Annotated in this window: 18 protein-coding genes; 8 read left to right on the forward strand and 10 right to left on the reverse strand. The window is 65.2% G+C overall.

The genetic code is table 11. From position 1 onward, the window contains the following. Positions 1–52: 52 nt before the first annotated feature. The 8 genes from FRZ40_RS41025 to FRZ40_RS41060 all read right to left on the reverse strand — a co-directional run bounded on the left by FRZ40_RS41025 (position 53) and on the right by FRZ40_RS41060 (position 7,084). The gene (locus FRZ40_RS41025; RefSeq protein ID WP_147238101.1) at positions 53–655 is read right to left on the reverse strand and encodes a phosphatase PAP2 family protein; all 603 of its coding nucleotides are present in this window, start codon (positions 653–655) and stop codon (positions 53–55) included. A 74-nt stretch (positions 656–729) separates the two neighbouring features. Next, complete coding sequence (locus FRZ40_RS41030; protein WP_028367528.1) at positions 730–1,062, reverse strand: Rieske (2Fe-2S) protein; 333 nt, start codon at positions 1,060–1,062, stop codon at positions 730–732. Positions 1,063–1,067: 5 nt separating this feature from the next. After that, positions 1,068–1,652, reverse strand: coding sequence for an RBBP9/YdeN family alpha/beta hydrolase (locus FRZ40_RS41035; protein ID WP_147238102.1), 585 nt, complete (start codon positions 1,650–1,652; stop codon positions 1,068–1,070). Positions 1,653–1,672: 20 nt separating this feature from the next. Next, the gene (locus tag FRZ40_RS41040; protein ID WP_420873921.1) at positions 1,673–2,998 is read right to left on the reverse strand and encodes an MFS transporter; all 1,326 of its coding nucleotides are present in this window, start codon (positions 2,996–2,998) and stop codon (positions 1,673–1,675) included. Positions 2,999–3,167: 169 nt separating this feature from the next. Continuing rightward, the gene (locus FRZ40_RS41045) at positions 3,168–4,220 is read right to left on the reverse strand and encodes a beta-keto acid cleavage family enzyme (RefSeq protein ID WP_028367525.1); all 1,053 of its coding nucleotides are present in this window, start codon (positions 4,218–4,220) and stop codon (positions 3,168–3,170) included. 94 nt (positions 4,221–4,314) lie between these two features. After that, a complete protein-coding gene (locus FRZ40_RS41050; RefSeq protein WP_147238103.1) occupies positions 4,315–5,163 on the reverse strand; it encodes a TauD/TfdA dioxygenase family protein in 849 nt (282 codons plus the stop codon). A gap of 1 nt (position 5,164) precedes the next feature. Continuing rightward, positions 5,165–6,148: a quinone oxidoreductase family protein gene (locus tag FRZ40_RS41055; protein ID WP_147238104.1), complete on the reverse strand. Its 984-nt coding sequence runs from the start codon at positions 6,146–6,148 to the stop codon at positions 5,165–5,167. A gap of 12 nt (positions 6,149–6,160) precedes the next feature. Further along, a complete protein-coding gene (locus FRZ40_RS41060) occupies positions 6,161–7,084 on the reverse strand; it encodes a hemerythrin domain-containing protein (RefSeq protein WP_147238105.1) in 924 nt (307 codons plus the stop codon). Positions 7,085–7,325: 241 nt separating this feature from the next. Here FRZ40_RS41060 and FRZ40_RS41065 point away from each other — a divergent pair, with 241 nt between their 5' ends. From FRZ40_RS41065 to FRZ40_RS41075, 3 genes are all read left to right on the forward strand, one after another. Next, positions 7,326–10,031: a winged helix-turn-helix domain-containing protein gene (locus FRZ40_RS41065; RefSeq protein WP_147238106.1), complete on the forward strand. Its 2,706-nt coding sequence runs from the start codon at positions 7,326–7,328 to the stop codon at positions 10,029–10,031. A 166-nt stretch (positions 10,032–10,197) separates the two neighbouring features. Further along, positions 10,198–11,859, forward strand: a complete 1,662-nt coding sequence (locus tag FRZ40_RS41070; RefSeq protein ID WP_147238107.1) for a fatty acid--CoA ligase — start codon at positions 10,198–10,200, stop codon at positions 11,857–11,859. 119 nt (positions 11,860–11,978) lie between these two features. Continuing rightward, entirely contained in the window at positions 11,979–12,986 is a 1,008-nt protein-coding gene (locus tag FRZ40_RS41075) for an AraC family transcriptional regulator (protein ID WP_028367520.1), read from the forward strand. On the opposite strand, the gene FRZ40_RS41080 is transcribed toward FRZ40_RS41075, so the two are convergent. Continuing rightward, positions 12,941–13,447: a hypothetical protein gene (locus FRZ40_RS41080; RefSeq protein ID WP_028367519.1), complete on the reverse strand. Its 507-nt coding sequence runs from the start codon at positions 13,445–13,447 to the stop codon at positions 12,941–12,943. The genes FRZ40_RS41075 and FRZ40_RS41080 overlap by 46 nt on opposite strands. Positions 13,448–13,905: 458 nt before the next feature. Between FRZ40_RS41080 and FRZ40_RS41085 the strand changes: the two genes are divergently transcribed. Both FRZ40_RS41085 and FRZ40_RS41090 read left to right on the forward strand, forming a co-directional pair. After that, positions 13,906–14,607, forward strand: coding sequence for an SDR family NAD(P)-dependent oxidoreductase (locus tag FRZ40_RS41085; RefSeq protein WP_147238108.1), 702 nt, complete (start codon positions 13,906–13,908; stop codon positions 14,605–14,607). A 160-nt stretch (positions 14,608–14,767) separates the two neighbouring features. Beyond that, positions 14,768–16,744, forward strand: a complete 1,977-nt coding sequence (locus FRZ40_RS41090; RefSeq protein WP_147238109.1) for a PhoX family protein — start codon at positions 14,768–14,770, stop codon at positions 16,742–16,744. An 89-nt stretch (positions 16,745–16,833) separates the two neighbouring features. Here FRZ40_RS41090 and FRZ40_RS44635 read toward each other — a convergent pair whose 3' ends face one another. Then, entirely contained in the window at positions 16,834–16,977 is a 144-nt protein-coding gene (locus tag FRZ40_RS44635) for a hypothetical protein (RefSeq protein ID WP_167528743.1), read from the reverse strand. A 117-nt stretch (positions 16,978–17,094) separates the two neighbouring features. Here FRZ40_RS44635 and FRZ40_RS45595 point away from each other — a divergent pair, with 117 nt between their 5' ends. The 3 genes from FRZ40_RS45595 to FRZ40_RS41105 all read left to right on the forward strand — a co-directional run bounded on the left by FRZ40_RS45595 (position 17,095) and on the right by FRZ40_RS41105 (position 21,003). Continuing rightward, complete coding sequence (locus FRZ40_RS45595; protein ID WP_240057487.1) at positions 17,095–17,529, forward strand: hypothetical protein; 435 nt, start codon at positions 17,095–17,097, stop codon at positions 17,527–17,529. Between the two features lie 268 nt (positions 17,530–17,797). Further along, on the forward strand, positions 17,798–19,882 hold the full coding sequence (locus tag FRZ40_RS41100) for a putative bifunctional diguanylate cyclase/phosphodiesterase (RefSeq protein WP_147238110.1): 2,085 nt from the start codon (positions 17,798–17,800) through the stop codon (positions 19,880–19,882). A gap of 410 nt (positions 19,883–20,292) precedes the next feature. Beyond that, positions 20,293–21,003: a lysophospholipid acyltransferase family protein gene (locus FRZ40_RS41105; RefSeq protein WP_028367514.1), complete on the forward strand. Its 711-nt coding sequence runs from the start codon at positions 20,293–20,295 to the stop codon at positions 21,001–21,003. The last annotated feature ends 39 nt before the right edge of the window (positions 21,004–21,042 follow it).

Consider the following 21,042-nt stretch of genomic DNA (forward strand, 5'->3'; position numbering starts at 1 on the left):
CGCGACATGCGCCGTCAATCGACGGAACGCTGTCGCGGTTTGTTCTTTCAGGCTACGTACGCATCCACCCGCGTGCAATCGGCCAGGCCAGCAGCTTGCGATACAGCAAGATGGTCAGGTCCGTCGCCGCGCTGCCCGCCAGCGACCACAGCGGCCTCACGACGCTATACGCGACACACGCAATCACAACGGCGCCCGCCATATCGAACGGAAAGTGCACGCCGATAAACACGCGCGCCCACATGACGGCCAGCCCCGCAACCAGCGTGAGCAGACCGGCCCAGCGGATGCGCGCGAGAAGCAGCGTCAACGTGATGCTTGCGAACACGGTGCCGTGATCGCTGGGAAATGAAGAGTCGGGGGCGTGCTCGATGAACGTATGACCCAGGCCTATCATGAACGGCCGCGGATGCATCCACGCAAGGCCGATGAGCTGATTGAATCCGAGCGCGAGCATCGCGACGCAACACGCGCGCAGCGCGGCTTCGCGGCTGTCCCGATCGCCGGAGAGCCACAGCATCGCTAGCACGAGCGGAACGAGACAGATCGCATAATCGGCGATAGACAACGCGACGCCGATTTGCCAGTGAGGCGTCGACGTGGTCGCGTTGATTGTGAGAAAGAGCGCCTGATTGAACGCTTCAAGTGTGTTCATGCGGTGATCGTGCGGGCTTCGAACCCTGTAGAAAACAGTCGGCACGATCGTACCGGTTGAACCTTATCTCACGCTTAGGCTAGTGAACCGCCGTCTTTCAACGTGACGACGATGCCGTCGTCGATCTGACGAACGGGAAACGTCGTCAGGCACAGCGCGCGGCTGGCGGGCGAGCAGCCCGTGAGCAGATCGAACGCGAGGCCATGCGCGGGACATCTCAGCACGCTGCCTTCCAGACGGCCCGCGAAAAGCGACGCGCCGTTATGCGGACACGCGTCGTCGATTGCGCGCAGCTCGCCGCCGAGATTGAACAGCACAATGCATCGGCCGTCGACGAACACGATTTTCCGCTGACCCGGCGCAAGCTCGCCCGCCCGGCAGACTGTGCGTTCAAGCGACGATTTCATCTCCGTCAACATGGCGCGTTGGCCCGTTCCCGGCTCAGCTCGGCAACCAGCTCGGCGGCGCGCGGCCATTCGCCGAATCCGGAAGCGGGATTCAGATGACCGACTGCGCCCGCGTGAACCAGCCGGCTGCCCCACGCCTGCGCCATGCCCGCCACGCGCTCGAAGCGCGCGAGGGGATCATTGGTGCTGGCGACGACGATGCCCGGAAACGGCAGACGCTCGCGCGGCATGGGCAGCCAGCCGTTGTCGCGCAGCGCGTCGTGCGTCGGATAACCTTCGGGCAGCGGCGTTTCCAGATCGGCGGGCGTCGCGAGCAACGCGCCGTGAATGGGCCGCCTACGCAGCCGCGCCCAATGGACGGTGATCATCACGCCGGCACTGTGCGCGACCAGCACGACAGGACCGTCGATGTCGCGCAGCGCTGCATCGAGCGCCGCGACGCGCGCGGCGCAACTGAGCTTGTCGTGCTCCAGCGGCGCGACGGATCGCGCGTTGGGCAGCGCGCGTTGCAGAATCGTCTGCCAATGGTCTTCGACGTGATCGCGCAGTCCGGGCACCATCAGTACGGTCGGCTTGGTCGGGGATGTCATGTAGGTTGGTCCTTCCGGTTTCATTCGGTTGCGATCGCGGCGCGCGTCGCGACGACGCGTTGCAGGCCGCGTCCATAGTTGCGCTTGCCGATCGCGAACATCACGGTCGCCAGCGCGGCCGCGACGGGCACGAGCTGCAGCGCGCCCGGCAAGCCGATGCGGTCCGCGATATAGCCCGTCACGAGCGGGCCGGGCGCCATGCCCAGCAGGTTGTTCACGAGCGTCAACGTGGCGAAGGCGGGCGCATGAATCGACGGCGGCGTGAGATTCGCGACCATCGCGCCAGCCGGTCCCGACGTGCCTGCCACGACGAAGATGCCTGCGCCGAGCAGCACGAACTGAAGCGTGCCAGGCTGCAACTGGAAGCCGATGCCGAGCAGCACGAGCGAAATCATGCAATAGGCAATCGCCGTCATCCATTTGCGCTCAGGGTTCGACTTGCTGACGCGGTCCGTGACGATGCCGCACACGATCATCCCGACGCCGCCGAGCAGCAGAAAACCCGCTGCCGTGACGGCCGCTTTGTCGGCAGGCATGCCGTAGTAGCGGTTCAGGAAGCTGGGCATCCACGCCAGCACCGACGCCATGATGAAAAGCTGCAACGCGCTGCCGATGTACGCGCACACCACCGACACCGTCGAAAACAGTCCGCGCAGCGTCGCGCGAAAGCTCGTGCGTGCACCCTTGTTCGCGCGTCCCGCTCCCGCGATGTCGTTGCGCCGGCATGCAACGCGCTTCTCCGTGACGATCAGCATGTACGCGCACACCAGCAGGACGCCGAAGCATGCCATCGCGCCGAACGACCAGCGCCAGCCGAGATGCACGGCCACCACGCCGCCGAGCGCCATGCCGAACACGGAGCCGAATGCGCCGCCCGCCATGAAGGCGCCCGTCAGCGTCGAGCGCAGATGGGAAGGGAAGATGCTCAGGATCAGCGCGATGCCAACGCTGCCATACGCGGCTTCGCCGACGCCGACCAGCGCGCGTGCCACGAGCATTTCGCCGTAGTTGCTGGCGATCGCGCAGCCGAGCGTCGCCGCGCTCCACAGCGCTGCCATCACCACGATACTTTTCACGCGGCCCCAGCGGTCGGCCAGCACGGACAGCGGAACGGTCAGCACGCCGACCATCAGCGCGACGACGCCGCTCAGCGAGCCGAGCTGCGTGTCGCTGAGTCCCCACGTCGCCTTGAGCAAGGGAAACACAGCGTTGAGCACCTGCCGCGACATGTAGTCCGACAGCAGCAGTCCGAAGGTCAGTGCGAAAACGATCCACGCGTAGGCGCGCGAGCCGGTGCGCGCGGAAGTGTCGTCGCGCGCATCGAGATTGACATGATGGATATGCAAGATTGTCTCCTCCGTATCTGGGCTTTGCGGTGCTCCGCGCGCACGAAGCGCGCGGGCCCGTCTCGTTCCGGCCGCACGTCGGATGACGCCGGCCCTGCCACGGAATGGGTTCGTTAGATTCGACGCCGGAATCCGGCGTCTTCTCGGCGTTGCGTCAGCACCGCACGCGTCACGCGGCCAGCGGGAGATTCTTTTGGCCTTGCTTGCGGTTCGGCGCCATGCCGTTTGCGGCGAGCGTCTCGTCGGCATCGCGGTATTGCACGCCGATCCGGTAGATGCCGCGCGCTTCCTTGCCGCTCGCAATCTCGCGGCCCAGTTCGCGTGCGATGCGCACCGTCTGCTCGATCTGCTGCACCGAGGTCATGCGGTTGCCGTGCTGATCGATGATCGTGTCCTCGATGCCGCAGCGCGGATGCAGACCCATCGCCAGCGCCATCGTGTTGAACGGCAGCACGTTCTTCAGCAGCGATTCGGCCGTCAGCGTGCAGCCGTTCGGCGCGCGATGAATGAAGTTGAAGAAGTTGAACGGATTCGGACCGTCGAAGCCGCCGCCGATGCCGATCCACGTCAGGTTCAGCGGACCCGTGTACACGCCCTTGCGCACCAGGCGTTCGAGCGTTTCGAGCGCATGCATGCCCGTCAGCTGGAAGTGCGGCTGGATGCCCGACGCCTGCAGACGGCGCAGATGCTCTTCGACCCATGCGGGACCGGCCGGGACGGTCATCTCGCTGTACGCGGCCTGGAACGCCGGATTCGCGAGCGACGTGCCTTGCAGGTACTCCGGATACAGCAGCTCCATGATGTTCATCTGCGTCGTGTTGATCGCGACGGTGACCTGATCGGGCTTCGGATCGAGTTCGGCGAGCATGTGACGCGTGTCGTCGGAGAGCCACTTGGCCGCTTCGCCGTCGCTTTCCGGTGCGAACGAAATCGAGCCGCCGACCTGGATGATCATGTCGGGCACGGCAGCGCGCACGCCGGCGATCAGTTCGTTGAACTTCGACAGGCGCTTCGAGCCCTTGCCGTCGAGTTCGCGCACATGCAGATGCAGCACCGTGGCGCCTGCGTTATAGCAGTCGACGGCTTTCTGGATCTGTTCTTCCATCGTCACGGGGATGTCTTCGGGGAAGTCTTCCGGCATCCATTCCGGTCCATACGGCGCGACCGTGATCACCACTTTGTCCATATGCTCGGGGTGCAGCGAGTCGTCGAGAAATTGCATTGTCGTCCTCCAGATGTGCGTGTTGAAGCCGCCAGCCGATGACTGGCGCTCGATACAAAGTCGGCTAAAAACGATTGATGTGCGGCGCGGCGGCTTAGAACGGCACGTCGCCGATGATGCCTGCCCGTTCCATCTTCCGGTGGCACGGCGGGTAATCCATCACCGCGTAGTGCTGCGTGCTGCGGTTGTCCCAGATCGCGATGCTGTTCTTCTGCCAGCGCCAGCGCACCTGGTACTCGGGCACGAAAGCCTGGCTCACGAGATAGTTGAGCAGCAGGCTCGCGCCGGGATTCGCGTCCTGGCCGAAGCGCACGCGCGACGGCGTGTGATAGTTGGTGAAGTGCGTCGTGAATGCGTTGACGAACAGCACTTTCTCGCCGGTTTCGGGATGTGTGCGCACGACGGGATGCTCGGCGTCCGGGTACTGCGCTTTCAGCGCGAGGCGTTTTTCGATCGGCATTGCCGCGCCGAAGCTCGCTTCGATGCTGTGACGCGCGCGCAGATCGGCGATCTGCGTCTTCACGTGATCGGGCAGGTTTTCGTAGGCGAGCACCATGTTCGCCCACATCGTGTCGCCGCCGACGGGCGGGCATTCCACGCAGCGCAGCACGCAGCCGAACGGCGGCGCGTCGCGCCACGTGGCATCCGCGTGCCACGCGTTCTCGTAGCGGTCGTTCGGCTGGTCCGGCGTCTTGTAAATGCGCACGAGGCCGGCATGCTCGGGATCGCTGCCCGCAATGGGGTGATCTTCGAGTTCGCCGAAGCGCCGCGCAAACGCGACGTGCTCGGCGCGCGTGATTTCCTGGTCGCGCAGAAAGAGCACGCGGTGACGCAGCAGCGCGGCGCGGATGTCGGCGAACAGGCCGTCGTCATGCACGGCGTCCGCGAGATCGACGCCCGTCAGTTCGGCGCCGATGGAACAGGTCAGCTGTTCGATGCGCATGTCACTCTCCCTGAACGACGAAAATCGACGAACCCGTGGTCTTGCCCGCTTCGAGATCGCGATGCGCCTGCACGGCGTCGTTCAGTTCGTAGCGCTGGTTGACCTCGATCTTGATACGGCCCGATGCGACGTGTCCGAACAGTTCGCCCGCGAGTTCCGCTTTTTCCGCAGGATCGGCGATGTAGTCGGCGAGCGCGGGGCGCGTGAAGAAGAGCGAGCCTTTGATAGCCAGCTGCATCGCGTCGATGGGCGGAAACGCACCCGACGACGTGCCGACGCCGACCAGCAATCCGCGCCGCTTCAGCGAATCGAGCGATGCCGTCAGCGTGTCCTTGCCGACGCTGTCGATCACGACGGGCACGCCGACGCCGTCCGTGAGTTCGCGCACGCGCTTCGCGACGTCCTCACGTCGATAGTAGATGATGTGATCGCAACCGTGAGCGCGCGCAATTTCCGCCTTTTCTTCCGTCGATACCGTGCCGATCACGTTCAGCCCGAGCAGCTTCGCCCATTGGCTCACGATCAGGCCCACGCCGCCCGCTGCCGCGTGCAGCAGGAACGTATCGCCGCGTTTCCATTGGTAGATGCGCCGCATCAGATACGCCGACGTGAGGCCGCGCATCGTCATCGCGGCTGCCGTTTCGAACGGAATCTCGTCCGGCAGGCGGATCAGGCATGCGGCGGGCAGCACGCGCTCCGAAGCGTAGGCGCCAAGCGGGCTGCCCGTGTAGGTCACGCGGTCGCCCGGCTGGAAGCCCGTCACGCCGTCGCCGACGGCTTCGACCACGCCCGCGCCTTCCATGCCGATGCCCGACGGCAGCTTCGCCGGATAGAGGCCGGTGCGGAAATAGATATCCGCGAAGTTCAGGCCGACGGCCGCGTGACGCACACGCACTTCGCCCGGACCGGGCTCGCTGCGCTCGACATGTTCCCAGCGAAGGACTTCCGGCGAGCCGGTTTCATAAAAGCGGACTGCACTTGGCATGCTTGTCTCCTGTCATGCTCGCGAGCTGCGAAGCTCGCCGATGGTGTGTTCAAGGTTCGTGGACGGCGCGCCGACAGCGAGCGCCGCGCCGATTTCCTGCCAGTCCGCATCGCTCAGATAGCGGCGCGCGGCGGGCAGGATGACGCCTTCCTCGCGTCCCATGTGCTCCCAGATGAACTGGGCGCACGTCTGCAATTGCTGTTCGAAGCACGCGAGCGGAAGCTCGCCCTTTGCCGCCGCGCGGGCGCTGTCGAGCAGCGCACCGAACAGGCCTGCTTCATGCCGATGCTGGTGTTCCAGCTCGTCGAGTTCGGCGTCGAACGCGGACGTGCGCTCGCGCAGCCGCGAGAACACGCACGCGTCTCTGCCCGGCCGGTCGCGCAGGGACTGCACTTCGCGCAACGCGGCGACGAGCGGCTCCATCGCGATGCCGGACGGCTCACCACGCGAAACGGCCGCGTGTATCTCGCCCAGCAGGTCGTGCAACTGCGCGCCGATGGCGCGATGCTGGCCGAGCAGCTTGGCGATCACGAGATCCGCCACCCGATGCCGCGGCGCGGCGCACATCAGCACGGGCATGCCGCACGAGGCGAACGCGTCGCCCGCGTGCTGCCGCCGAATGAGCCAGGGCGCATCGGTAGGCGCGCACAACAGGTCGCAGCCGTGGGCGCGTGCCAGCGCGACGACGACTTCGAGCGCCAGGTTTGCCCCGTGCGCCGGAGCCCGCGATGCGCTGGCGCACGGCACGCCTTGAGCGCGGGCCGCCGCTTCGGCTTTTGCGAACCGCTCCGCTGCGCGGTTTTCGGCGGACGCTTCACTGCACGCATCGAAAAACGTGACACGCGCGCCGATCGACCTCGCGAATTCGAGCGCGTGACCGACCGCCTCGATTGCCGCGTCGGTGCCGCCTACGGGGACGAAAAAATGACGATACATGGCGTCCGCTAACTTGCTTGAAGGGGGCGTTGAAGCCGGCGGGCGGCTCGCGTCGTCGACGTGAACTGCATGATCCGGCCTCGCTCGCAACATCTATTGAAGGCTATCGTAGTGAGGGAAGGGCATCGAAACCCCACTCGCCAAGAGGGGGGGCGCTGCGCCGCGCCAGCCGGGACTCCCCGGCTTTGCGCGTGCGCGGCGCTCGCGTAAGCTGTTCTGTATCCCGACCGACATGGCCCCGATGGCAACGACAAACAACAGGGACGCCGACGCCGCCACCGAACTGATCCTCAAGACCATCGCGCCGCGTGCGCCGCAGCATCTGTTGACTCGCGCGCGCCTTGGCGTCGACGAGCCGCGTCTGCGCAATCTGCAGATTGCGCTCGTTCAGGCGCCCGCGGGCTATGGCAAGACGTCGTTGCTGGCGCAGTGGCGGCGCGAGCACCTTGCGCACGGCGTGGCCGTCGCGTGGCTGTCCGTCGACGAACGCGACGATGCGCAGCGCTTTCTGCTCGGGCTCGTGCATGCGGTGCGCGCCGGTTGCGCGCGTCCCACCTTCGGGCGGCTGGTGCTGAACAGCACGGCAGCGCCTTCGCGCGAACTGGAGGGCATCACAGCGTGGCTCGCCGAAGTCGCGCAGCTGTCGCTCGAGCTCGTGCTGATCGTCGACGAAGCCGACCGGCTGCCCGTGGAAGGGCTGGCCGCGCTCGCCTACCTGCTGCATAACGCGCCGCAAAACCTGCGCGTGGCGGTGGCGGCGCGGCGCGGTCTCGACGATGCAGCGGGCGATCTGCTCGCGTACGGCGCGGGCGACATGATCGGCCCGGACCTGCTGCGTTTCCGGCTCGACGAGGCGATTGCGCTGATCGGCGAGCGTTTCGGCGCGCGCGTCGAAGCCGACGTGTGCGCACGGCTGTTCGAACTGTCCGATGGCTGGCCGCTCGGCCTGCAACTGGCGCTCGCGGCGATGGCGCGGGCCGACGATCCGCGCCAGGCGGCGCAGGCGTTGTCGGCGGCGCATGGCGGCTTGCGCGATCACCTGGTCGTCGCGCTGATTTCGAAGCTGTCTGCCGACGACGACGCGTTCCTCACGCGCATCAGCGTCGCCGACCGGCTGCATCCGCAACTGTGCGAGGCGTTGACGGGCGACAGCGGCGCGTCCGGGCGCCTCGCGCGTCTTGTGCGCGATACGCCCGTCTTCATCGCGAGCGAAGACAGCGCGTGGTGCCGGCTTCACGTGCTGGTGCGCGACGTGCTCCGCGGCCGGCTCGACGCGTTGCCCGAGCCGGAGCGCGCGGAACTGCATTCGCGCGCGTCGGCATGGCTCGCCGCGCACGGCATGCTCGACGAGGCGGCGCGCCACGCGCATGCCGCAGGGCAGCATCAGGCGGCTTACGATCTCGCCGAACGATGCCTGTACGAAGCCGTGAAAATGGGCAATTTGTCGGCGGTGCGGGACTGGCTCGAACTGCTCCCCGAGGACGAACTGGAACGCAGGCCGCGTCTGCGTCTCGCCGCCGCGTGGGTGCTGGCGCTCGGCGAGCGTCATGACGAGGCGGAGCGCCAGGTCGAGCACGTGCTCGCCGATCCCGACGCGGCGCCGGAGCTGCGCTACGAATGCGCGATGATCCTGAGCGCCGCTGCGTACTATGCCGATGAAATCGACCGCTTCGTGACGCTGTTCGAGCCGTGGCTGGACACCGTGCCGCCCGCCGGATCGTGGCTCGCGCACATCCACGCGAACCGCCGTTCGGCGCTCGCCATTCTGCAGGGCGAGCCGGCGCAGGCGCGGCGCTTCCAGCAGCAACTCGCGCCGCGCCACGAAAACGGCAAAGGCACGGGCTACGTGATCCGCTGGGGCGATCACATGACCGGCTTCAGCTATCTGCTCGAAGGGCAACTGAGTCTGGCCGAGTCCGTGCTGATGCCCGCGCTCGCCAGTGCCGAAGCGGACCTTGGCAGACGGCATCCGCTGACCTGCATGTTCGCGGCGATGTGCGCGGCGCTGTGCTACGAAACCGATCGCGTGGAGCAGGCGGCGGCCTTGCTGGCGAACCGGCTCGACGTGCTGGAGCATGGCGGCACGCCGGAAATGACGATCCTCGCGTATCGCACGGCAGCGCAGGTCGCGGCCGTGCAGGGCGTCGAGCATCGCGCGCTCGATCTGCTCGAGGCGATGCACGCGATGGGCGTCGGACGCCACATGCCGCGTCTGTGCGTCGCGAGTCTCGCGGAGCAGGTGCGCATGCACGCGGGACGCTATCGCGCGCAAACGTGCGACGCGCTCGCCGTGCGGATCGACGAAATCGTCGCGCAAGAGGCCGATCGACACGGGCCGTTGTGGCGGCGGCATGTCGAGATGCTGCAAGCCTTGTCGCATGCGTACGCGGCGATTGCCGCGCGGCGCTGGCCGCAATCGCTCGATGCGCTCGATGTCGCGCTCGAACAGGCCAACGCGATGAAGCTCGGCCGATACCGGATCGAGATCATGGTGCTCCGCGCATTCGCGCTTGAGCAAACGGGCGCACAGGGCCGGGTCTTGTTGCTCGAAGCGATGAATCTGGCCAGGACGTTCAGTCTGACGCGCACGCTCGCCGACGCGCATCCCGCCATCGCCGACTGGATGCGGCGCGTCAGCGAGGAAGAGGCCAACGCAGGCCAGCCCGTTCATGCGATGCCCGCGCCGCGCGTCGTCCCGGTGCCGGCGCGCGCCGCAACGGGCGCACCGCGCGCCGTGCCGAGCGTCGTCCTGACGCCGAAAGAGCGGCAAATACTCGAGCTGCTCGGACGCAGCCTGTCGAACAAGGAGATCGCGCTGGCGATGTCGGTCGGCGAAGAGACCGTCAAGTGGCATCTGAAGAACCTGTTCGGCAAGCTCGACGCCAGTTCGCGCAAGCACGCCGTGCGCCGCGCGCTCGTTCTCGGCCTGCTGGAAAGCACTCTGTAGGTTCCTTCGCAAAAGCATGCGGTGGAGCGCCGCATACACACCCGGCTCCCTTCTCCAGAACCCTCCCCCTCCCGCATGGGGGGCAGGGTCAGCGCGCGTTTCGTACTCTCGCTTTCATCGCGCCGCTCATCCGTGCGGCGCCGACTTGCACCCACGGGAGCCATTCGTGCGAGAAACCGAGACGCCCGACCACCTGATCACCGCCGCTGCCTCCGCGTACGCGTATCCGCTGCTCGTCAAGCAACTGCTCGTCAATTCGCTGAGCGTGCGCGCCGATCAGGAAATCACCTATCGCGGCGTACTGCGCTACACGTTCGCCGATTTCCGCCGCCGCGTCGGCCAGCTTGCCAACGCGCTCGCCTCGCGCGGCGTGCGCGCGGGATCGACGGTCGCAGTCATGGACTGGGACACGCATCGCTATCTGGAAAGCTACTTCGCGATTCCTATGATGGGCGCGACGATCTTCACCGTGAACGTGCGCATTTCGGCGCAGCAGATCGCGTATACGCTGAACGACGCGGGCGCCGAAGTGCTGATCGTCAACAGCGAATTTCTGCCTGTAGTCGAAGCGATTCGCGGCGAGCTGAAGCACGTGCGCGAGGTGATCGTCGCCAGCGACGACACGCCGATGCCGCGCACGTCGCTGCCTGTTGCGGGCGAGTACGAACAGCTTGTCTCGTCGATGCCGGAAGACTTCGCCTTCGAAGACCTGGACGAGAACACGCGCGCCGCGATCTTTTACACCACGGGCACGACGGGCGACCCGAAGGGCGTGTGCTACAGCCATCGGCAGATCGTGCTGCACACACTTGCGACGGCGACGTCGCTCTGTTCGCCGCACAGCGGCCAGCGCCTGCATCGCGACGACGTCTATATGCCGATTACGCCAATGTTCCATGTGCTCGCGTGGGGCATGCCGTATATCGCCGTGATGCTCGGGCTGAAGATCGTGCTGCCCGGGCGTTATCAGCCGGACATGCTGCTGCATCTGAAGCAGACCGAGCGCGTCACGTTCTCGCATTGCGTGCCGACCATTCTGCAAATGCTGCTCGACGCGGCGGCGCGCGACGCGCACGACCTGTCGGGCTGGACCATGATCATCGGCGGCTCGGCGCTGTCGCCGACCTTGTGCCGCGCCGCGCTCGAACAGGGCATCGACGTGTTCGCGGGCTACGGCATGTCGGAGACAGGGCCCGTTGCTGCGCTGTCGCAGTTCGCGCCCGACGTGGCGACGGCCGGTATCGACGAATCCGTGCGCCGGCGCTGCATGACGGGCCGGCCCGTGCCGATGGTCGAGCTGCGCGTCGTCGATGCGCAGATGAACGACGTGCTGCGCGATGGCCGTGCGCAAGGCGAGATCGTGTTGCGCTCGCCGTATCTGACGCCCGGCTATCACAACCAGCCAGAAGCCTCCGAAGCGCTGTGGGCGGGCGGTTATCTGCATACGCAGGACGTCGCCGTGATGACGCCGGATGGCTACGTGCAGATCGTCGACCGTATCAAGGACGTAATCAAGACGGGCGGCGAACGGGTGTCGTCGATCGAGATCGAGGCGCTCATCAACGAGCTGCACGGCGTGGAGGAAAGCGCGGTGATCGGCGTGCAGGACGAACGCTGGGGCGAACGTCCGAAGGCGCTGGTCGTGTTGCGGGAGCGCGCGACGCTCGATGCGCAGGCCGTGCGAGCGCATCTGCTCCGTCACGCCGAGGCGAAACGGATCAGCCGCTATGCGGTGCCGGAGGCCGAGCGCGTGATCTTCGTCGCGGCGATTCCGAAGACGAGCGTCGGAAAGATCGACAAAAAGCTGCTGCGCCAACGCTTCGAGTAACGGATTGACGTGCAGTCCGCGCGACGCCCGCACGCAGCGAGAGTATCCTTTCGGTGAACTTGCAAAAGGACGGCATACGTGCCGTCTTTTAGCAGAATGCCGAAGAAGGGTGGTGCCTCATGGATGCGGTCTCCGACGTGCTGCGCGTCGTGCGCCTGGGCGGCGCAGTCTATCTTCACGCTGAACTGACAGCGCCCTGGAGCCTGATCGGTCACGCGGATCAGGCGTTGTGCACAGCGTATCTGCCGAAGTCGGACCGCATCGTTTCTTATCATCTGATCACGGAAGGGACGTGCTGGGCGCGGCTGCCCGATTCCGCCGATCCCGCCATCTGCATCGGTGCGGGCGAACTGCTCGTCGTGCCGCAAGGCGAAGCGCACATCATGGGCAGCGCGCCCGATGTGCCTCCCGTTCCCGCCGGGCCGCTGCTCGAAACGCAGCTGGCGACCATGCCAGGCGAAGTGCTGAATCTCTCGTACGGCGGAGGCGGCGCGCCGACGCGCATCCTGTGTGGCTTTCTCGCCTGCGACGATGCACTCAGCAATCCCGTGCTTGGCTCGCTGCCGAGACTCTTCAAGGTCGACGTGCGCAACGATCCGCAATCGGCGTGGATCGAGGCTTCGTTGCGCTATGCCGCCGAGGAAGCGGCCCAACGGCGCGCAGGCAGCGCAATCGTGCTCTCGCGTTTGTCGGAGCTGTTGTTCGTGTGGGCCGTGCGGCGCTGCATCGACGAATTGCCTGCTGACCGGAAGAACTGGCTCGCGGGCGTGAAGGATCGCTTCGTGGGCCGCGCGCTGTCGATTCTGCACGCGCAGCCCGCGTACAGCTGGACTGTCGACGAACTGGCGCGCAAGGTCGGTCTGTCGCGCTCCGCCTTCGCGCAGCGCTTCAGCGATCTGCTAGGCCAACCGCCGATGCAATATCTCGCGCGCTGGCGTCTGATCGTCGCGGCGCAGGAACTGTCGTACAGCAGCAAGGCGATTGCAGCGATTGCCGAAGAGGTCGGCTACGAATCGGAATCGGCGTTCCATCGCGCGTTCAGACGCGAGTTCGGGCAACCGCCTGCTGCGTGGCGCAAGCGTCACAGCCATGTGACGGGCACGGAAGCTCTGGCCGCGAGCCAGTAGCGCGTGCAGTTCAGCAGAAGATGACCATGGCGCAGTACGCGCGCTGCGTCGCTGCGTGCAAGCACGGGCGCTGCTCGCCTCAGCCACTCGCGTCGTGACGTTTGCATGGGCGCTGCTTGCAGCGCGTCAGGCTCGCTCGCGATTGCGTGGATCAGGCGACGCAGCGCCGCATGCCATGCGAGGGGATCGAGTATGCGCGTGCCGCGCAGCGACTTCATCAGCGAAAGGGCCGTGCAGAGTTCGCGCATATGTCTGCCATGATCGTTGTTCAACTGACGCGCGGCCGCGAAGCACACGTCCCAGCCGACATGCGTATGAACATGCAGCAAGGCGAACAGCAGCACGGGCGGCAGGAGCGTGAGGCTCTCGCGCATCAGCGGGTCGCTGTGCAACTGTTCGAGCAGTCGGGCATGTGAGTCGTCATGGATGGAACGTCGATGCAAGTCCGGCTGATGATGCATGACAAGGCCTCCTGTTACGCAAGGGTTCGCGGATTCTCGTAGCCGGTGGCGCGCGACGACGCATCGCGTGTGACCACGGCGATGGAACTGGCTGCACACCCTGACTTCACAAGACCTTGCTGCCCGTCGTTATAGAACGCGCTTGCTGCAACAGATGATTCATGGTGCTCGATGCCGTCTCGTGACTCACTATGCGGCAAAGTGTGGCGATGACCTTTGCCCTCGCGTCGCGCCTCTTTATCCGATCGTCCGTTTCTGCCGTGCGTCCTGCGTGGCGATCTCGCGTCGATTAAAAGGAGTGCCTGCATGCACGACGAACGGCAGGCATACCGATCGACAATTGACGCGAGCGTGCCTTCCGACAACACTGTCGTTCGTGCGCGCCGTACGCCGCGATGGATTCGCGCGACGGCGCGCACGTTCGTTGAACTTCGACCTGCGTTGGGAGCGCGTACTTCATGAACAGCTTGGACGGAACGATCGTCGCGATAACAGGCGCCTTCGGCAATCTCGGTCTCGTGACGGCGCAGGCGCTCGCGGAGCGCGGCGCGAAGGTCGCGTTGATCGGCAGAGGCAAGGCGCCCGCGAATCTGCCCGCGTCGCTCGCGCAGGCTTGTATCGTGAGCGGCACCGATCTCGCGGAACGCGATGCCGCGCAGCGCGCGCTCGATTCGATCGCGAGTCAGCTCGGCGGACTGAATGCGCTCGTGAACGTCGCGGGCGGTTTCAGCTGGGAGACGATCGCCGATGGCAGCGCCGACACCTGGGAGCGCATGTTCGACGTGAACGTGAAGACGACGCTGAATGCATCGAAGGCCGCGCTTTGGCATCTGACGAGAGCGACGGGCGGACGCATCGTCAATGTCGGCGCGATGGCCGGGTTGAAGGCGGGCATGGGGATGGGCGCGTATGCCGCGTCGAAGGCAGGCGTGATGCGCCTCACGGAAGCGCTCGCCGAAGAACTCAAGGACAAGGGCACGACCGTCAACGCGATCCTGCCGAGCATCATCGACACGCCGCAGAATCGCGCCGACATGCCCGACGCCGATTTCTCGCGCTGGGTGACGTCGGAGCAGATCGGCGCCGTGATCGCGTTCCTGCTGTCGAAGGACGCGCAGTGCATCACGGGCGCATTGATTCCCGTTGCGGGACGTGTCTGATCGCCAAAGCACTTTTCAGGAATTACAAAATACTGTCAAACGTATTTCATAATCATTTCCTAAAGTAGCGCGTCATACCGGCGCGCCGTGGACTGCCTGATCCAGGCGTGGACTGGTTGTTGATTCAACCAACCTATCCCCATCAATGGATCACAAGAACATGGTGCAGCCTCTCGATCTGTCACGCCGCAAGGCGCTCAAAATCATTGCCGGCGCACCGATGCTGCCGCTCGGCAGCGCGGCCACGGCTTCGCTGCTGGCGGCGTGCGGCGGCAGCAGCGATCATCCGGCAAGCACGCCCACACCGTCGACGGCTGCATTCACGGCGGCGTCGTTCGGCAGCATGGCTGCGCCGTCGCTGGCCGATGCCGCCGCCATGGCGACGACCACGGTCGGCTCGACGCTGACCGCGCAATTCAGCGACGGCAGCCGCCGCACGTACAAGCTCGCGTATCAGCCGTTTTTCATCACGGGCGACACGGTGCCGAACACGTCTGGCGGCGCGATCGTCGCGGGCGGGTATTTCGACATCAACAACCAGCCGATTATCGACAGATCGGTGGCGGGCAAGGAGCGCCAGTTCTTCTCCGATTGCCCGGACGGCACGTCGCTGATCCGCCTCGACAAGCCGACCGTGAAAGGCGTGAAGGGCAACCCGGTGTTTGCCGTCGTGCAATTCGAATACACGACGCGCGACCAGACGCAGACATCGGCGGGCGACATGTACGGCAAGCTGCCCTCGCCCATCGCCGTGCTCACGCTCGATCAGGATCCGGCGACGGGCAAGCTCGCGCTGGTCAGCTATGCGAACGTCGATACATCGGGCGCGCATGGCCTGTGGATCACGTGCGGCGCGAGCCTGTCGCCGTGGAACACGCATCTGTCGAGCGAAGAGTACGAGCCGGACGCCGCGACGATCGCGACCAACACGCAGTTCCAGGCGTATAGCCTGAATCTGTACGGCAACGCGTCGACGGCGCGGCCTTACCACTACGGACATCTGCCCGAAGTCACCGTGAATCCCGACGGCACGGGCACCGTGAAGAAGCACTACTGCCTCGGCCGCATTTCGCACGAGCTGATTCAGGTGATGCCGGACAAGCGCACCGTGCTGATGGGCGACGACGCGACCAACGGCGGCCTCTTCATGTTCGTCGCCGACAAGGAAGCGGACCTGTCGGCGGGCACGCTGTATGTGGCGAAGTGGGCGCAAACATCGTCGGCGGGCGCGGGCGCCGCGACGCTCACGTGGCTCAATCTCGGCCACGCGACCAGCGATGAAATCGAAGCGCTCGCCAACACGCTGACGATCGCCGACATCATGGACATCGTCACCGACGAAGCCAATCCGCCGACCGACCCGACCTACACGAAGATTCACGTCGGCGGCAAGTTCAACTGGATCCGCATCAAGACGGGCATGGAGAAGGCGGCGGCGTTCCTCGAAACGCACCGTTACGCCGCGCTGCGCGGCGCGAGCATGGGCTTTACGAAGCTCGAAGGCACGACCGTCAACGCGAAGGACAAGATTCTGTATTCGGCGATGTCGCAGATCACGGCGTCGATGGTGCGCGGCAACGCGCATTCGACGGATATCGCGCTCGACAAGGGCATTTCGTCGGGTGCCGTCTACGCGTTGAACATGAAGGCGGGACTGAGCGACCTGAGCGGCGCGGCCATCAACAGCGAATGGGTGCCCGTCGACATGAGCGCGCCCGCCGCGCTCGTCGGCGAAGACCTGACGACGGCGGATAGCCTCGGCAATACGGCGAACCCGGAAAAGATCGCGAATCCCGACAACCTCAAGTTCTCGGAGAAGCTGCGTACGCTCTTCATCGGCGAAGACAGCGGCATGCACGTGAACAACTTCCTGTGGGCGTACAACGTCGACACGAAGACGCTCTCGCGCATCCTGTCGTGCCCGGCGGGCGCGGAATCGACGGGTCTGCATGCCGTCGACGAAATCAACGGCTGGACGTACATCATGAGCAATTTCCAGCACGCGGGCGACTGGACGAGTTTGCACGCGAAGGTGCAGACGACGCTCGATCCCCTCGTGCGCGCCAACTACAAGGATCGCTTCGGCTCGGCGGTCGGCTACCTGACGGCGGACCCGACCTCGATCAAGCTCGTTTGACGGCAACGCTTGCGGCGATCCCCAACGATCTCATCGCGGGGAATTTGATGACGCTTCGGGCTGGACGGAAGGCACGGTTCGCTGACGATTCATCGACCCCTCTCAGGAGGGGTTTTTTTATTGGCGCAGCGTTCCTTGCAGCGCCGGTACTCCTTGCGCAATTCAGCGATCTTGGCAATCACGCTCGCCAGAATGCCGAGCGCTCCGACCGTTTCAACCAAAGCGGAAAGCATGGGTGTCTCCTGTTTCTCAGGCGAGGGCGACGGCTCGCGTTGCTGCAGAGTAAGTGCGCGGCGAGCCCGTCACAATCTGGAAGTTCCAAAGCCAGATTTCGCCCTTGCCGAAGCGTGGTGTTCGCGCGCCGGCATTCAGAAGAACGATCCATGCTGCCCGGTTTGAAGCGACGTGAATGCACGGCAGGCCAGGCCGCGAAAAGACACTTCCTCACCGCTTCTTTCACGCAAGCGTGCATGCCGCCCGCGTCTGTCACTATTTACGCCGATGCGGCGCAGTCAAACAACGATGAACGCGCCGAAAAGGATTTGGCCTACGTGGAAGAGTATTTCGTATCGAGAGCGAGCGCCGTCGAGCGCGTCATCCTCGCCCGGCGCACGCTCATGCGAGAGATGGAAGTCGCGAGTGCGGGCGCATACGCACTCAGCCAGGGGCCGTCGCTGCTCGACAAACTCGAGCAATTGCTCTTCGATGTCCGAGCGGGGCGCATCTCCGATTTCGTTATGCCGTCGCTGAAAAGCAAGGTGCGGATTCTCGTGATGAGCGACTAACGCTCCGTCGCGCAACGTCGCCGATCCGCTGCGAAGCAGAATCAGAGCCGCCGCGATCGCCAACTACACCGAATACCGCGGCGCGGCCAGTCGGACGGATCCTGACGCAATCGTAAAACTGAGCCGAAGCTCGGAATTTGACATTCCGCACTTAACATTTACGTTCAGCTGTCGATAAAGCGTACTTCACCTGCCTCTTTCCGCAGATAACGGACTGCTTCATTCATCAAAGTCCGGCAGCGGCGGAGGGAACATTCTGGGGGCTCTCATGTTACAGGGCAGCTACAACAGTCTCCTCGTGCTGTTTTCGCTCCTTGTCGCGGTGCTGGCTGCGTACACGTCGCTCGAAATGGCGGGCCGTATCATGACGGCGACCGGCCGCGCCGCGCGTTGGTGGCTGACGGGCGGCGCATTCGCGATGGGGCTCGGCATCTGGTCGATGCACTTCATCGGCATGCTCGCGTTCAGCCTGCCGATACGGCTCGGCTACGATCCCCTCGTCACGCTGCTGTCGCTGTCGATTGCCGTGGCGTCGTCGGCGTTCGCGCTCTGGCTCGTCTGCCAGGAGACGCTGCCCAATGGGCGGCTCGCGTGCGGCGCGGTGCTGATGGGCGTCGGCGTCGCGGGCATGCACTACACGGGCATGAGCGCGCTGCACATGGAGCCAGGCATCGTCTACGACGTGCCGCTGTTCGCGCTGTCGATCGCCATCGCCATCGCCGCTTCGGGCGTCGCGTTGAAGACGGCCTTCAGCCTGCGCCACAACTCGCGCCGCATGCGGCCGCTGCGCGCGGGCGCCGCGATCGTGATGGGACTCGCGATCGTCGGCATGCACTACACGGGCATGTCGGCGGCGAGCTTTCCGGCCGGCAGTCTCTGCATGGCTGCGACGGAAGGCGGACACAGCGCCTGGGTCGCCGTCGCGATCATCATCGTGACGCTGACGGTGACGGCCGTCGCGTTGACGATTTCCCTGCTCGAAGACGTGCGGCTCGAAACGGAGAACGCGGCGCTCACGCGTTCGCTGGCCGAAGCCAATCAGGAACTCGGCTATCTGGCCTTGCACGATGCGTTGACCAAGCTGCCGAACCGCGTGCTGCTGGAGTGCCGGCTCGACGACGCGCTGTCGAAGGCGCACGAGGACGGCGGCCAGTTCGCGCTGATGTTCATGGATCTCGACGGCTTCAAGGTGGTCAACGACGCTTACGGCCATCAGGTGGGCGACCGGCTGCTGGTGCAGGTCGCCGAACGGCTCGCGGCGGGCGTGCGCGGGAAGGATACGGTGGCGCGCGTCGGCGGCGACGAGTTCGTGCTGCTGGTTCCCGGCGAAGATCGAGCGGGCGCGACGGCCGTCGCCAGCCGGTTGCTCGCGGCGATCAGCGCGCCGTTCCAGGCAGACGGCCACGATCTGCGGATTTCGACCAGCATCGGCATCGCCATGTGTCCCGCCGACGGCGCGTCCGTCCACGATGCGCTGATGCACGCAGACGCCGCGATGTATCACGCGAAGTCGATGAGCCGCAACGCGTATTGCTTCTTCGACGCGTCGATGAACGAGAACATGCAGGGCCAGCTGCAACTGACGCAAGACCTGCGCGCGGCCATCGAACGCAACGAACTGGTGCTGCACTATCAGCCGCAGTTCGCCGCGCCGAACGGGCCGATCAGAGGCGTCGAGGCGCTCGTGCGCTGGATTCATCCGACGCGCGGCCTGATCGGTCCCGACGAATTCATTCCGCTTGCCGAGAAGACGGGTTTGATCGTGCCGATCGGCGAATGGGTGCTCGACGAAGCGTGCCGCCAGGTCCGCGAATGGCTAGATTCGGGCATGTGCGACTGGAACGTCGCCGTCAATCTGTCGCCTGTGCAGTTCAGCCACCCGCAGCTGACGGCGCTGGTGCGCGACACGCTCGCGCGGCATCGCGTCGATCCGCGCCATTTGACGATCGAAGTGACCGAGTCGGCCGCGATGCGCGATGTCGACGCGAGTCTGCGCATTCTGCAAGCGCTGCGCGACATGGGCGTACGCATTTCCATCGACGATTTCGGCACCGGCTATTCGAGCCTGATGTATCTGAAGCGGCTGCCCGCGAGCGAGCTGAAGATCGACCGCGGTTTCGTGCGCGAGCTTGCACATGATGCGGAGGATGCCGCCATCGTGTCGTCGGTCGTCGCGCTGGGGCATACGCTGGGCATCGAGATCGTCGCGGAAGGCGTCGAGACCGCGACGCAGAAGGAGTTCCTGACGCGGCTCGGCTGCAATTCGCTGCAAGGCTTTTTGCTCGGCCGGCCGGTTCCGGCTGCGGATCTGGACGCGCTGTCGAGAGATTGCACGCAGGCGAGCGTGTCATGACGCAAGCGTCGGCGCCTGAAGTGTGACGCGGGCGCCACAGTACGCGACGTCTTTTGTCTGAATGTTCGGTTGCCCACATAGCGGCGCGCGCAGGTCGGAGATACTCTGCTTGCGCACGGGGGAAGTTTGCGCAGTACGCGATAATTCGAAAGAGGCGAAGGGTTGAACCGTCGGCAAAGTGTGAGCGCTACGAGGCGCGAGCCTTTGCCGAATGTCTAGCCTTCCGGCGCCGTCAGGCGACCTGGGCCTTCAAAACTACAGCATGAACGCCGGCTTTGGCCGGCGTTTTCTTTTTGGCGCGCTGCGCGCTGAGCCCGTCTCGCTGCAGTGTTCACACCTGCGTTCTTTTCATCGCCGGTAGTATCTGGGTTAGGCTTGCGCCTTCCTACTTTCCGTCGATGCCACAATCCATGCGCGCGGTTCTCGTCAAATGGCTCTTCATCGTGTATCTGCTGGGCAGCGGCACGCTCTGGTCCACGGTGATGTTGCTGCTGTATCCGTTCACCAGCCGGTCGGCGCGCTACCGGCTCGCGGCGCTCTGGTGCCGGGCGCTCGTTGCCGTGATGCGCGGGGCGTTCGGTATCCGTTGCTCGATCGAAGGCCTCGAGCATCTGCCGCATGAACCGTCGATCATCCTGTGCCGTCACGAGTCGACGTGGGAAACGCTCGCCTTCCTCGCGCTCTTTCCGCGCCGGATCAGCTTCGTGTTCAAGCAGGATCTGCTGCGCATCCCGTTCTTCGGCTGGGTGCTGAAGGGACTCGACATGGTGAGCCTGGATCGCGGCTCGCCGCGTCAGGCGCACGTCGCGGTGACGCGTGAAGCGGCCGAACGGCTTGCGAAAGGCGATATGGTCGTGATTTTTCCGGAAGGCACGCGCGTGCCGCACGATGCGCCCGTGAAGCTCACGTCGGGCGGCGTGCGCCTTGCCTGCGCGACGGGCGCGTTGATCGTGCCCGTCGTTCACAACGCGGGCAAGGTGTGGCCCGCGAAAGGCTGGCCGACGGGCGCGGGGCATATCCGCGTGGTCGTCGGTCCTACGCTGTCGCCTGCGGAGCGCTCGCCGCAGGAACTCAGCCATCAGGTGCACGACTGGATGCAGGCCGAACTGCGCAAGCTTTGATTCAGGCGCGCGTCATGGCGCGCATGTCGCGCAGTAGTG

It is taken from the genome of Paraburkholderia azotifigens (assembly GCF_007995085.1).
Taxonomy (GTDB): domain Bacteria; phylum Pseudomonadota; class Gammaproteobacteria; order Burkholderiales; family Burkholderiaceae; genus Paraburkholderia; species Paraburkholderia azotifigens.

Coding starts and splice junctions, on each gene's coding strand:
- FRZ40_RS41025 (WP_147238101.1), bottom strand. CDS start 655: ATGAACACACTTGAAGCGTTCAATCAGGCGCTCTTTCTCACAATCAAC.
- FRZ40_RS41030 (WP_028367528.1), bottom strand. CDS start 1,062: ATGAAATCGTCGCTTGAACGCACAGTCTGCCGGGCGGGCGAGCTTGCG.
- FRZ40_RS41035 (WP_147238102.1), bottom strand. CDS start 1,652: ATGACATCCCCGACCAAGCCGACCGTACTGATGGTGCCCGGACTGCGC.
- FRZ40_RS41045 (WP_028367525.1), bottom strand. CDS start 4,220: ATGCAATTTCTCGACGACTCGCTGCACCCCGAGCATATGGACAAAGTG.
- FRZ40_RS41050 (WP_147238103.1), bottom strand. CDS start 5,163: ATGCGCATCGAACAGCTGACCTGTTCCATCGGCGCCGAACTGACGGGC.
- FRZ40_RS41055 (WP_147238104.1), bottom strand. CDS start 6,148: ATGCCAAGTGCAGTCCGCTTTTATGAAACCGGCTCGCCGGAAGTCCTT.
- FRZ40_RS41060 (WP_147238105.1), bottom strand. CDS start 7,084: ATGTATCGTCATTTTTTCGTCCCCGTAGGCGGCACCGACGCGGCAATC.
- FRZ40_RS41065 (WP_147238106.1), top strand. CDS start 7,326: ATGGCAACGACAAACAACAGGGACGCCGACGCCGCCACCGAACTGATC.
- FRZ40_RS41075 (WP_028367520.1), top strand. CDS start 11,979: ATGGATGCGGTCTCCGACGTGCTGCGCGTCGTGCGCCTGGGCGGCGCA.
- FRZ40_RS41080 (WP_028367519.1), bottom strand. CDS start 13,447: ATGCATCATCAGCCGGACTTGCATCGACGTTCCATCCATGACGACTCA.
- FRZ40_RS41085 (WP_147238108.1), top strand. CDS start 13,906: ATGAACAGCTTGGACGGAACGATCGTCGCGATAACAGGCGCCTTCGGC.
- FRZ40_RS41090 (WP_147238109.1), top strand. CDS start 14,768: ATGGTGCAGCCTCTCGATCTGTCACGCCGCAAGGCGCTCAAAATCATT.
- FRZ40_RS44635 (WP_167528743.1), bottom strand. CDS start 16,977: ATGCTTTCCGCTTTGGTTGAAACGGTCGGAGCGCTCGGCATTCTGGCG.
- FRZ40_RS41100 (WP_147238110.1), top strand. CDS start 17,798: ATGTTACAGGGCAGCTACAACAGTCTCCTCGTGCTGTTTTCGCTCCTT.
- FRZ40_RS41105 (WP_028367514.1), top strand. CDS start 20,293: ATGCGCGCGGTTCTCGTCAAATGGCTCTTCATCGTGTATCTGCTGGGC.